10 protein-coding genes are annotated in these 12,448 nt (G+C 64.5%); 8 read left to right on the top strand and 2 right to left on the bottom strand.

Going from position 1 to position 12,448, the window contains the following annotated elements:
• Positions 1–3: 3 nt before the first annotated feature.
• The gene (locus tag DSC91_RS33425; protein ID WP_162831497.1) at positions 4–1,554 is read right to left on the bottom strand and encodes an O-antigen ligase family protein; all 1,551 of its coding nucleotides are present in this window, start codon (positions 1,552–1,554) and stop codon (positions 4–6) included.
• 103 nt (positions 1,555–1,657) lie between these two features.
• Positions 1,658–2,191, bottom strand: a complete 534-nt coding sequence (locus DSC91_RS33420) for a GNAT family N-acetyltransferase (RefSeq protein WP_115782768.1) — start codon at positions 2,189–2,191, stop codon at positions 1,658–1,660.
• Positions 2,192–2,454: 263 nt separating this feature from the next.
• Between DSC91_RS33420 and DSC91_RS33415 the strand changes: the two genes are divergently transcribed.
• The 8 genes from DSC91_RS33415 to DSC91_RS33380 all read left to right on the top strand — a co-directional run bounded on the left by DSC91_RS33415 (position 2,455) and on the right by DSC91_RS33380 (position 12,442).
• Positions 2,455–2,706: an acyl carrier protein gene (locus DSC91_RS33415; RefSeq protein ID WP_115782767.1), complete on the top strand. Its 252-nt coding sequence runs from the start codon at positions 2,455–2,457 to the stop codon at positions 2,704–2,706.
• Positions 2,703–3,998, top strand: a complete 1,296-nt coding sequence (locus DSC91_RS33410) for an acyl-CoA dehydrogenase family protein (protein ID WP_115782766.1) — start codon at positions 2,703–2,705, stop codon at positions 3,996–3,998. Before DSC91_RS33415 ends, DSC91_RS33410 begins: the two co-directional genes overlap by 4 nt.
• 1 nt (position 3,999) lies before the next feature.
• Positions 4,000–5,058, top strand: a complete 1,059-nt coding sequence (locus tag DSC91_RS33405) for an amino acid--[acyl-carrier-protein] ligase (protein ID WP_115782765.1) — start codon at positions 4,000–4,002, stop codon at positions 5,056–5,058.
• A gap of 47 nt (positions 5,059–5,105) precedes the next feature.
• Entirely contained in the window at positions 5,106–6,116 is a 1,011-nt protein-coding gene (locus DSC91_RS33400; RefSeq protein ID WP_373291819.1) for a DUF1839 family protein, read from the top strand.
• 30 nt (positions 6,117–6,146) lie between these two features.
• The gene (locus DSC91_RS33395; RefSeq protein ID WP_115782763.1) at positions 6,147–8,690 is read left to right on the top strand and encodes a glycosyl hydrolase 2 galactose-binding domain-containing protein; all 2,544 of its coding nucleotides are present in this window, start codon (positions 6,147–6,149) and stop codon (positions 8,688–8,690) included.
• Positions 8,691–9,320: 630 nt separating this feature from the next.
• Positions 9,321–10,055 (top strand): Crp/Fnr family transcriptional regulator, encoded by a 735-nt coding sequence (locus DSC91_RS33390; protein WP_115783599.1) that lies wholly within the window; start codon positions 9,321–9,323, stop codon positions 10,053–10,055.
• Between the two features lie 45 nt (positions 10,056–10,100).
• A complete protein-coding gene (locus tag DSC91_RS33385; protein WP_115782762.1) occupies positions 10,101–11,486 on the top strand; it encodes an undecaprenyl-phosphate glucose phosphotransferase in 1,386 nt (461 codons plus the stop codon).
• Between the two features lie 2 nt (positions 11,487–11,488).
• The gene (locus DSC91_RS33380; RefSeq protein WP_115782761.1) at positions 11,489–12,442 is read left to right on the top strand and encodes a glycosyltransferase family 2 protein; all 954 of its coding nucleotides are present in this window, start codon (positions 11,489–11,491) and stop codon (positions 12,440–12,442) included.
• Positions 12,443–12,448 lie beyond the last annotated feature (6 nt).

Raw genomic sequence — 12,448 nt, 5'->3', positions numbered from 1 at the left:
CGCTCATCGCCCTCCCTCCGCGCGTCGCACCGACGCAGCCGGCGCGGCAGCGTGTGCCTCCCGCGCGTGACGCAGACCGATAACCGGCAGTATCACGCCGACGAAAAAGAACATCCCCGGCAGCCCGATCAAGGTATTGACGAACACCATCATTGCGAACATCGCGATCGCTACGCCAACGCCGGAAATCGCAAAGCGGTCTCTCGCGCGCTGACGGCTTGCCCGGAAGGCCCGCCACAGCAGCATCACAATGCCGGTCGTGTACAGCAGCGTACCCGGCCATCCCATCACGAACGGCACCTCCAGCAGACCGCTATCGAAGACCACGGTCAACTGAAGCGAATCGTCGCTCGAAAGCTTGGTGCCGAGCCCGGTCATGCCGAGTCCCTGCCCGGCGATGTCGGTCAACGCCACCGACATGAACTGCTTGTAGAGCTCCGCACGGACCTGGTAGCTATTGTCGTGACCGAGGTCCTGGATTGTGTTGAATCGCTGCATGAAGTTGTCCGAGACCTGATCGACCATCGCAAGCGGCGCACACAGCATCGCAAAACCCAGTACCCCGCCGATCAGCCGTATCCGGCTGCGACCGTCAAGCATGGTCAGCGGATACACGAGGCCGATCGCGAGACCGCCCCACGCACTACGTACCGAGGTGAACATCAACGCCGGGATGCCCACCAGTCCGGTGGCGACGCGCATCCTGCCACGTGCCGCGAGCGACATCAGCAGCACGGCCATGATCGTCTGCGAAAACGGGCCGGACGAGTTCATCGTGCTGCTCACGCGCATCCCGAACGGCACCGGGTGCCCTTCGGACTCCATCTGCGAGGCGATCAGCCAGAAGACGTCCCACGGCGGCGGCGACAGATACTCGATCACGCCATAGAGGCCCATCACCAAACCGCCGTAGACAAACGTCTTGAGCAGCACGCGGTGATAGTCCGGATAGTCCTGCCAGGTGACAACGAGACGAAACGCCACCAGCACCGGAAACAGCCAGTTCACCAGCGTGAACGTCGCCGCGGCCGGCCCCACCTGCACCATGCCGACCAGGTACGAATAGAACAGCGCGAGCACGATCAGCATGAGCGGCATGGTGCGGCGCTGCCCGAGCGCACGGAAATTCGTGATGAGCGCGCATCCGGACAGCGCGACCGCGAGCATCGGGGCGATCATCACCGGGCTTTTCGGATTGAACGAGCCGCTCACGAAGTCCGCGAGCCGCCGCACCTCCGGCGAGAGAAAGAACAGCCAGCACACGAAACCGAGATAGTGCGCGGGTGAGCGCCGGTAGAAGCGCAACGCAATCAGGAACGACGCGGCCGGGTAGAAGAATTCGACCAGGCGCCCCTGGTGCATGACGATCAGCAGCAGCGTGATGGCGAAGAGCGCGATCGGCAGATACGTGGGATGGCGCATGCCGCCGCGCACCCTGGCAGCCACGCGCGACGGCTGTGCGGCAAGCGACGCCGGCTGCGCGGGCGGCGTGGGCCACGAGGGCGGCGCGGGCGGCGGTGGCGGGCGCAACATCGTCGAAGGTGTGCTCATCATGGCTGGGCCCCCGGCCATGACAGCCACGCGACGCTCGCGGTCATCCGCCGTATTGATCGGCTTGCGGTCGTCTCCCGACATCCCTTGCCAGGCGTGCGCATCGTCACAACAACTCGAACGTGTTCACGAACGCGAACCCGTCGCGTTCACCGCGCAGACTGCCGAACAGCGGCTGGCCGGCGCGCGGCTGGCGTGTGAGCCCGATAAACGGCTCGCCGTGTTCGAGATACGGGCCTTCCGTCTTGCGAAAGCCGAATTGCTCGTAAAAGCCGCGCAATCCGACCGGCGCCGTGACGCGCGCGGCACGGCCAGGCCAGTGTTCGGCGATCGCATGCAGCACCCGTTCGATCAGCAATCCGGCGGTGCCATCGCCGCGCCGCAGCGGGCTGGTCAGCACCTTGTCGATGACGATCTCCGGATCTTCGACGTCGCCCGGTTGCAGTCGGGCATACGCCAGGATCGGCATCGGCCGCGACATGTCTTCGACCGCGAAGACATGCAATGACGTTTCGTCGTGGCCATCGGCGTCCAGGTGCACATGCGATTGTTCGACCACGAAGACCGCACTGCGCGCCCGCAATATCACATACAACTCCCGCGCGGTGAGCTGTTCGAATTCCAGCGTTTTCCAGTTCATCACGTTCCCTAGCGGTGTGTTTAACGAAGCAGGGCTCAGTAGGTCAGCCCTCGATGGACCGACTCAACAGGCAGGCTCCGTTGTCATGCATGGCTACACGGTACGTCCGCAAACCGCATGGTTCCGTGCGGCATCGCACTGACGCTAGTCTTTCGCGATCCTTAAATACGAAACGACGGAACGCGGCGGCGCTTGAGCCGGATTGAACCGGCTTGAACCGGCTCGTTGAGAAATATTTCGACCCAACACGAGGGCACATCACTATGAAAAGCGCATTGCGACGCATCCTTTCCGAATCGGCACGTCTTGACGTGTCGCCCGATACGCTGGCCGACGACGCCGATCTGTACGCAGCGGGCTTGTCCTCGCTCGCGACGGTGCACCTGATGCTGGCGATCGAAGACGAGTTCGGCATCGAGATTCCCGACCGCATGCTGACGCGCCGCCTCTTTTCGAGCATCGATTCGATGGCCGCCGCGGTCACCGAATTGCAACAGGCGAAGGCGGCGGCATGAACGCGCCTCTGCTACACGAAGCCGCCTCGGCGCCGCCGACGACGGAGATATCGTCTACGGATGCCGCCGCGCCGCTTGCACTCGCCGCCGTCGAGCTCGAACCCGGCTGGCGCGCCGCGGCGCAGCGCTGTGCCGCGGTTGCCGCGCAATACGCCGATGCGGTCGATCGCGAAGCGCGTTTCCCAGCCGAAGCGTTCGACGCGCTGCGACGGGAACGCCTGCTTTCGGCCATGGTGCCTGCCGGCTTCGGGGGCGCGGGTCTTTCGCTGGCGGACGTCGGCGCGATCTGCGAGACGCTGGCGCAGGGCTGCGCGTCGACCGCGATGGTGTATGCGATGCATCAGATTCAGGTGGCCTGCATCGAGGCGCATGGCAGCGACGCGCCGTGGCACCGGCAGTTGCTCGCGCAACTGGTCGAACATCAATGGCTGCTGGCGTCGGCTACGTCTGAAGAAACCATTGGCGGCAACATGCGCACCAGCGCCTGCTCGGTCGAACTCGACGGAGAGCCGGGCCACCAGCGCTTTCGCATCGAGAAGCTCGCCCCGACGATTTCGTACGGCGCGCACGCCGACGGCATTCTGGTCACCGCGCGCCGCACCGCCGAATCGGCCGCGGCCGACCAGGTGCTGATCGTGGCGCTGCGTGAAGACACGCAGCTGGAAAAGCGCGGCGGCTGGGATTCGATGGGCATGCGCGGCACCTGCAGCGAGGGCTTCCGGCTTGTCGCCACGGGGCACGCCGAGCAGATCCTGCCGACGCCGTTCGCCGATATCGCCGATCAGACCATGCTGCCGGTGTCGCACACCCTGTGGGCTTCGGTCTGGACCGGCGTGGCCAGCGACGCGGTGAATCGCGCGAAAGCCTTCTTTCGTGCGCAGGCCCGCTCGAAACCCGGCTCGATTCCGCCGGCCGGTCTGCGCCTCGCCGAAGCGGTCGGCCTGCTGCAGATGATGCAGGCGCGCCTGTCCGTCGCACTCGAAGCAGCGCGCACCGCCCACCACGCGAAACACGGCGGCTGCCAGGCCGACGCGCCGCTCTCGGCCATGCTCGGCTTCGCTTCGGACATGAATACGCTGAAGACCAGCATCTCGACCACCGCCCTGCAAGTCGTGCAGGAAGTGCTGATGATCTGCGGCATGGCAGGCTACAAGAACGGCACGGAATACAGCGTGGGACGGCATCTGCGCGACCTCTACTCCGCGCCGCTGATGATCAACAACGACCGTATCGCGCAGAACACGGCGAGCCTGTTGCTCGCGCAGCGTCCTGCCGCCCCGGGGAGAGCCTGATATGAACACGATGACCGATACCGCCGCGCTGGCCGCGGCCGAACCTGCGGCGCCGGCCTTCCGCGACGAACTGCTGGCCGCGGGCCTCCTGATCGATACCGGCGAAAACGGCCTGTACGGCCGCAGCCAGGTTTTCGAAGACGTGGTGGAGCGCCTGAACGTGGCGATCGCGCATCTCGGCGCGGACCAGCAGCCTGAAGTACTGCGCTTTCCGCCCGCCATGCGCCGCACCGATTTCGAAGACAGTGAATATCTGAAGAGCTTCCCGAACCTCGCCGGCACGATCCATTCGTTCTGCGGCAACGACATGGGCCACCAGCGCCTGTTGCGCGCACTCGACGACGCGATGATCGAAAGCGACGACGATCGCAGCGAAGAATGGATGGCGCAGCAGAAACCGACCCGCGTGGTGCTGACGCCGGCCGCCTGCTATCCGATCTATCCGGTAATGGCGCGGCGCGGCCCGCTGCCCGCCGACGGCCGCACCATCGACGTGCTGTCGTATTGCTTCCGCCACGAGCCCTCGCTCGATCCGGGCCGCATGCAGATGTTCCGCCAGCGCGAATACGTGCGCCTCGGCAGCGCCGAACAGGTGATGGCGTTCCGGCAGATGTGGGTCGAACGCGGCTCGCTGCTGATCACGCTGCTGCAACTGCCGGTGGAAGTGGATCTCGCCAACGATCCGTTCTTCGGCCGCGGCGGCAAGATCGTCGCCGATAGCCAGCGCGCCCAGGCGCTCAAGTTCGAACTGCTGATTCCGGTGGCCGACCCGCGCGGCAAGACGGCGTGCCTCTCGTTCAACTATCACATGGACCACTTCGGCGCGATCTGGAAGATTGCCTGCGAAGACGGCGCAGTAGCGCATACGGGTTGCGTGGGTTTCGGCATGGAGCGCATTACGCTTGCGCTATTCCGTCATCACGGGCTCGACGTCAACGCATGGCCGGACGATGTGCGCGCGCTGCTGTGGGGCGACACCGAAGCACGCGTGGCGCAGGGCATGGCGTCCATGCAAGCGGCTTCCGCGGTGTCGGTTGAGGGCGCCGGAGACAGCGCATGAATCCATCCATGACTCCCTTGCCGAAGGGCGCGCAGTCCACTTTCGCCATGTCCCGCCGGCTCGACCTGCCGGCTCAGAGCGGCGCGGACGTGCCCACACTGCCGCTGCGCCAGCACGCGCCACACGCGCTGCATCAGGGCGAGCGCGTCTGGCAGGAGACCAACTGCTACGTCGACCTGTGGATCGAACTGCTGCACGGCTTCGGGCTCGATCCGCGCGCGGCGTTCGCCTTTACCGTCACGCAGGACTTCGAAGGCGATCAGTTCACGTTCTTCAAATTCCCGCTCGAAGACCTCGAACGGCTGTACGGCACCCAGGTGCAGGAACTGGCGATCTACGACTCGCTCGAAGCGCGCGTACTCGCGCAGACCTTGCGCGGCCATACCGTGCTGGTGGAAGTGGACGGCTATTATCTGCCGAATACGCGGGCCACGTCGTATCGGCGCGAACATCCGAAAACCACGGTGGGGATCGACTTCATCGATCCCCCGGCACGCCGCCTCGGCTATTTCCACAACACCGGCTATCACCTGCTCGACGGTGAAGACTACGACGGCGTGTTTCGCAAGCTGCCGCAATTCGCGCAGCAGCCCGATCTGCTGTTTCCGTATGTCGAATTCGCCAAACAGGCGCGGCCCGCGCTGGAAGGCACCGCGCTCGCCGAAGCCTCGGCGGAATTGTTGTGCGCGCATCTAAACCGGCGGCCGCTGACCAATCCGGTCTCGCAGTGGCGGGCCGCGTTCCCTGCGCATCTCGATACGCTGCTCGAACGTGGCGAGGCGTTCTTTCACCCGTACTCGTTCAACCTGATGCGGCAGCTCGGCGCGAACTTCGAGTTTCTCTCGAAGTATCTGCTGTGGCTTTCCGCGCAAGGCTTCGAGATGCCGGCGGCGATCCCGGCGGCGGCGCAGCGTATCGCGTCGGAGTCGATGGTGATGCAGTTCCGGCTCGTGCGGGCCATCGCGCGTGGGCGTCGCGATTCGTGTGAAGACTGTTTCGACGTGCTCGAAAGCGCCTACGAAAAGACGCTGCCGCCGCTTGCCGCGCTGGTGCTGTGACGAGCTCGTTACGAGCTTCAGGGAATCGCCGTGGATGCGCTGACGACTGACCTTGCCGCGCCCCGGGCGCTATCCCAGGACCTCTGGCCACAGCAACTCGACACCGGCTGGCAGTGCGTCAGCACGCCGGCCGGTGCATGCGCCTCCCCCGCCGACTTGCCCGCGCAGGGCTGGCTCGCCGCGCAAGTACCCGGCACGGTGGCGGGCGCGCGCCGGGCCGCGGGCCTGCTGGACATCGCGAATCCGCCGCCGCTCGCCTTCGACGATCACTGGTACCGGCTCACGCTGAACGGCACCGGCAAACGCCGGTTGCGCCTGCACGGCCTCGCCACGCTCGCGGAAGTCTGGCTCGACGGAATCAAACGCATCGAGTCGGATTCGATGTTCGTCGCTCACGATCTCGACGTCGATCTGCACGGCAGCGCGACACTCGCGCTGTGCTTTCGCTCGCTGACGCCCGCACTGGCGGCAAAACGCTCGCGCGCCCGCTGGCGGCCGCGGCTTGTCACGCCGCCCACCTTGCGCAACGTGCGGACCACCCTGCTCGGCCATATGCCCGGATGGTGCCCATCGGTGCAGGCGGTCGGTCCGTGGCGGCCCATCGAAATGTTGAGCGACGCGCCGCACGCGTTCGACACGATCGACCTGACAAGCCGCCTCGAAGACGACGACGGCATTGTTTCGCTCACGCTACATTTCGTGCATCCGCATGACGTCGACACGTGCCCGGCTTCATTGAAATGCGGCGACTGTGTTTCGTCTTTGCAATGGAAGGATGCATATACACTGAACGGCAGCGTGCGTGTGCCGCATGCCGAACGCTGGTGGCCTCACACGCACGGCGCACCCACCTTATATCCTCTGACGTTGCAGCTTGATGACGAAAGCGCGATATCCCATTCGTTGGGATCGGTCGGTTTTCGCAGCATAGAAGTGGAGCGCGGCGCGAACGGCATGGGCTTCGCGTTGCGCGTAAATGGCACGCCGGTGTTTTGCCGTGGCGCCTGCTGGACGAGCGCGGATCTCGTCACGCTGACCGGCACCGAGGCGCAACTGCGCCAGACGTTCTCGCTCGCCCGCGATGCCGGCATGAACATGCTGCGGGTAGGCGGCACGATGGTCTACGAGTCCAACGCGTTCTACGCGCTCGCCGACGAGTACGGCCTGCTCGTCTGGCAGGACTTCGCGCTGGCGAATTTCGACTACCCGACCGATGCCGACTTCAGCGCCTCCATCGAACGCGAAGCGACGCAGTTTCTGGCCCGCACACGGCGCTTCGCATCGCTCGCGGTGCTGTGCGGCGGCAGCGAAGCCGACCAGCAGGCGGCCATGTTCGGCCTGCCTGCTTCGATGCGCGCGCAACCACTTTTTACCGAACAGCTCCGCGCCATCGCCGCACGCGAACGGCCGGACGCAGCGTATGTGAGCAACTCGCCCTCGGGCGGCGCGTGGCCGTTTTCAACTAATGAGGGCGTCACGCACTACTACGGCGTGGGCGCGTATCAACGCCCGCTCGACGACGTGCGCCGCGCCGAGGTCCGCTTCGCCGCCGAATGCCTCGCGTTCGCCAACGTGCCGGACGACGCCACCTTGCGCGACGCGCTGGGCACGCTTCATCAGCACGACCCGCGCTGGAAAGCGGCCGTGCCGCGCGACCCCGGCGCCGGCTGGGATTTCGACGACGTACGCGACCATTATCTTCAGACGCTCTACGGCATCGAGCCGGCGCGCTTGCGCTACGAAGACCCTGAGCGCTATCTGGAACTGTCGCGCGCCGTGGTCGCCGACCTGATGGGCGACGTGTTCGCCGAATGGCGGCGCGCCGGCTCGACGTGCGGCGGCGCGCTGGTCTGGCAGCTTCAGGATCTGCGCCCCGGCGCGGGCTGGGGCTTGATCGACGCCACAGGACGGCCCAAAAGCGCCCTGCACGGCCTCGCGCGGACGCTCCAACCCATCCAGCTGGTCATGACCGACGAAGGCCTCAACGGCCTCGATATCCATCTGCTGAACGAAGGTGCCGGGCCGTTGCACGCACAGCTGGATCTGGTCTGCCTGCGCGAGGGCAGCGTCAAGGTCGCGTCGGCCAGCCGCGCAGTCGAGCTGGCGCGCCACAGCACGCTGTGTCTCAGCGCAGCCGGGTGTCTCGGCCAGTTCTTCGATTTCACGCACGCATACCGCTTCGGCCCGCGCGCCCACGATGTCACGATTGCGACACTGCGCGATCCGGCGAGCGGCCAGATCCTGTCGGAAGCGGTTCATCTGCCGGAGCGGCACGCCGGCGAGCGCCACGACCTCGGTCTGACGGTTCGCGTCGAGCGTACCGCCGAGGGCTGGCAGCTGATCATCGAAGCGAAGCGCTTTGCGCGCTTCGTTCATATCGCCGACCCGCATTACCGCGCCACGCGCGACTGGTTCCATCTGCCGCCGAACCGCCCCTACGCCGTGCCGCTCGTCCCCGTTGAGAAACTCGTTGCGCACGCACCTAACGCGGTGTTTAAAGCCGATGCAACATGTGCGGCGCCTGCCGGCGAAGTTCGCGCGATCAATGCGATTTCCGCCATCTTCTACGGCTGAATCCCGCCGCTGAACCCGGCATCCCCTCGCAAGCCGCGCAGAATCTCGCGCTGCATGGAGCCACCTGTCTGGTCTGCGGAATCACTGTCAGTTTTTTTGCGACTTTCCGGTCTACGGAAAGGACGTTGCGTACGGCACCGCACGCAACCCATGGCGCACATCTGAATCAATTCCGGCACAACCCGGACGGCCCCCGACAACGCGCGCACAAAGGCTATTTCATCCCTGAGACACCGCCCGCGAAGGGGTGCTTATCAGGCGCTAAGCCAATCCGATCAAGGACTTGACTCGAATAAAAATACACTCCGCAGGGGGCGCGCATTAAGCAGACGTTGTACAGAATTGAAACAAAAAGCCCCATTTGGCTTCCCGCACTGCCTTACCTTTGTTCGCTGCGCCGCACCAGCACTCGTTTTCCCTAAGGTTGGCACGCTCCTCGCTAAAGAGAAAGCGCAACACCGCGCAGCCGCAACGAGATCGACAACAACGGCGGTGGTGCACAAGGCCAAAACGGGGCCGTTCCTGTTCATCCTGCGCTGCTCGCCAGGCAGCACGTCGTTCATTAAAGGATGCAGGCATCGGATCAAAAACACGAAGTCGCGCCGCGCGTGGCTTCAGCGAGGACCGATCATGTTGACACTTCAATCAGATCTGCACGGCAACCATCTGCTCGGCGCACTACCGTCCCACGAATGGCAAGCACTTGCCCCTCATCTCGAACTGGTTCATCTGCGCACCGAGCAGCTGCTGTGCGACTCAGGTCAACGGATTCATCACGTCTACTTCCCGACCACGGCGATCATCTCGATGCTCTCGACGATGGAAGACGGCAGCTCGGTCGAAATCGCCGCGGTCGGCCGCGAAGGCATGACCGGCGTGCCGGTGCTCACGGGTGGCGAAACCATGCCGAACCGAGTGCAGGTGCAATGCGCCGGCTTCGCCTACCGCATGAGCGCACAGGCGCTCAAGCAGCAATTCGCACGCTCCGACTTCCTGCGCCGCCTGATGCTGCTGTACATGCACGCGCTCCTCACCCAGGTCGCGCAGACCGCTGCCTGCAATCGCCACCACGCGTTGAACAAGCAATTGTGCCGCTGGCTGCTGATCGAGGTGGACCGTGTGGCCTCGAACGATCTGACGGTCACGCAACAACTGATCGCCGACATGCTCGGCGTGCGCCGCGAAGGCATCACCGAAGCGGCCGGCAAGTTGCACGACGAAGGCCTGATCCATCACAGCCGCGGCCACATCAAGGTGCTCGATCGCAAAGGTCTCGAAGCGCGCGCCTGTGAATGCTACGGCCTCGTCAAGCGAGAATTCGACCGCCTGCTGCCGCGTCTTCGCGAGGCTGAAACCGTCGAATAAGCAGTCGACTCAAGGCTGCATCGTTCGATTACGGGGTAGATCACCATGTTCAGGAATACTGCGCGATGTCTCGACGCACTCTTTGTGATTGCGGGCGCGCTACTCGCTCACGGGATGCGTTTTTCGACGCCGATTGCATTGTCGGACACCGAGCGCCTTCTGATTGCCTTCAACTGCGTACTCGTGCTGCTGATGTTTCCCGGTTTCGGCGTCTATGAAACGTGGCGTGGCAAGGCTCTGCCTTCCATGCTGTTGAGAGTCGCCGCCGCGTGGCTGGTGGTGGTCGCCACCTCCCTCGTGCTGGCGTTCACGCTGCACCGCATGGATGCGGTTTCGCGCCTGTGGTTCGGTTACTCGACGCTGATCTCCGGCGCGCTGATCATCGCCACCAAGTGCCTCGTGCACGTGGCCTTGCGCAGCGTGCGCCGGCGCGGCATGAACTTCCGCACGGTCGCGATCGTCGGCGCGCCCGGTTTCTCGCGCACCTTGCTCGCGCATCTCGACCATGCGCCGCAAGCCGGCTTCAAGCCGGTGTGCGTGTTCGACACCAGCATCGAAGCGGCCGACACGTATGGTGCGCGTCTCAGCCGCCTGCCGGTGCTGACCGATCTGAACGCGTTCGCCGCCAAGGTGCGCAACGAACACGTGAACGAAGTGTGGCTCGCGTTGCCGCTTTCGGAAGAACATACGATCTATCGCTTCACGCGCCTCTTCAGGCATGACTTCGTGAATCTGCGCTTCATACCCGATGTCCGAAGTCTTTCGCTTTTCAACCACGCGCTGGTCGATGTCGTCGGTTTACCGACGCTCAATCTGAGCGCCACCCCCGTCTCGTCGCCGCAGATGTGGCCCAAGCTGATCTTCGACCGCCTGTTCTCGGCGGCCGCGTTGCTCGCGCTCGCGCCCGTGTTCATCGCACTCGCGATCGGCATCAAGCTGAGCTCGCCGGGGCCGGTGTTCTTCCGCCAGACCCGCAAAGGCGTGGACGGCCAGCCGTTCGCGATCTACAAGTTCCGTTCGATGACCGTGCACCACGAAGCGCACGGCGAGGTCACACAGGCCGCACGCAACGACGCGCGCGTCACGAAACTCGGCGGCTTCATGCGCCGCACCAGTCTCGACGAACTGCCGCAGTTCCTGAACGTGCTGCTTGGCCAGATGTCGGTGGTCGGGCCGCGTCCGCACGCGATCGAACACGACGATCTCTACAAGGATCAGGTGTACGGCTATATGAACCGCTATCGGATCAAGCCGGGCATCACCGGCTGGGCGCAGGTGAACGGGTATCGCGGCGCCACCACCAAGATCGAGAAGATGGAGACGCGCGTCAAGTTCGATCTCTTCTACATCCATAACTGGTCGTTCTGGTTCGACATGAAGATCGTGTTCATCACGATTTTCAAGGGCTTCGTCGGCCGCAACGCATATTGATCATGCCAATCCGGAAACCGTCCCTGAAAGTCTCCGTGATCGTGCCGACGTACCGGCGCACCGCCGATCTCGCACGCTGCCTCGCCGCGCTCGAGGCGCAGGAGCGCCGCGCCGACGAAGTGATCGTGATCGCCCGCCACGACGATTACGCGACGCTCGACTGGCTGCGCACGCGCGAAACGAGCCGCCCCGACTCGCGCCGCTGGATCGTGCTGGTGCACAAGCCGGGTGTGGTCGCGGCCTATAACCTCGGCATCGACAGCGCCAGCGGCGACGTGCTCTGCTTTACCGACGACGACGCCGCGCCGCACGCCGACTGGGTCGCGCGGATTGCCCGCGCGTTCGAGATCGATCCGGCACTCGGCGGCCTGGGCGGACGCGACATCGTGCATGAACGCAATGGCATCCTGCAGGGGCAGAAGCCGCGCGTGGGTCTCGTGCGCTGGTATGGCCGGACCATCGGGAATCATCATATCGGCCATGGCGCCGCACGCGAAGTGCAGGTGCTCAAGGGCGTCAACATGGCGTTTCGCCGCGAAGCGATCGGCACCGTGCGTTTTGATGAACGCTTGCGCGGCACCGGTGCGCAGGTGCATTGCGAAATGGGCTTCAGCCTCGACATAAAACGGCGCGGCTGGATCTTGATCTACGACCCGTCACTACTGGTGGATCACTTCCCGGCCCAGCGCAGCGACGAAGACCAGCGCTTCACATTTAACGACGCCGCTTTCTATAACGCGTCATTCAATCTCCGACTCATCATGTGCGAATACCTGACGCCACCCGGCCGATGGGCGTTCGTCGCGTACTCGACGCTGATCGGCAATCGTGCGGACCCGGGGTTCCTGCGCGCATTGTCGTTGGCATCCGAGCGCGGCGGCGTAGCACTTGCGCTTCGCAAATGGAGAGTCGGTTTACGCGCAATGCGCGGGGCATGGCAGGAGGCGGTGCGCTGATCGATC

It is taken from the genome of Paraburkholderia caffeinilytica (assembly GCF_003368325.1).
Lineage (GTDB): Bacteria > Pseudomonadota > Gammaproteobacteria > Burkholderiales > Burkholderiaceae > Paraburkholderia > Paraburkholderia caffeinilytica.
This window is presented reverse-complemented; position numbering and strand designations above follow the sequence as displayed.

Coding starts and splice junctions, on each gene's coding strand:
- DSC91_RS33425 (WP_162831497.1), bottom strand. CDS start 1,554: ATGATGAGCACACCTTCGACGATGTTGCGCCCGCCACCGCCGCCCGCG.
- DSC91_RS33420 (WP_115782768.1), bottom strand. CDS start 2,191: ATGAACTGGAAAACGCTGGAATTCGAACAGCTCACCGCGCGGGAGTTG.
- DSC91_RS33415 (WP_115782767.1), top strand. CDS start 2,455: ATGAAAAGCGCATTGCGACGCATCCTTTCCGAATCGGCACGTCTTGAC.
- DSC91_RS33410 (WP_115782766.1), top strand. CDS start 2,703: ATGAACGCGCCTCTGCTACACGAAGCCGCCTCGGCGCCGCCGACGACG.
- DSC91_RS33405 (WP_115782765.1), top strand. CDS start 4,000: ATGAACACGATGACCGATACCGCCGCGCTGGCCGCGGCCGAACCTGCG.
- DSC91_RS33400 (WP_373291819.1), top strand. CDS start 5,106: ATGTCCCGCCGGCTCGACCTGCCGGCTCAGAGCGGCGCGGACGTGCCC.
- DSC91_RS33390 (WP_115783599.1), top strand. CDS start 9,321: ATGTTGACACTTCAATCAGATCTGCACGGCAACCATCTGCTCGGCGCA.
- DSC91_RS33385 (WP_115782762.1), top strand. CDS start 10,101: ATGTTCAGGAATACTGCGCGATGTCTCGACGCACTCTTTGTGATTGCG.
- DSC91_RS33380 (WP_115782761.1), top strand. CDS start 11,489: ATGCCAATCCGGAAACCGTCCCTGAAAGTCTCCGTGATCGTGCCGACG.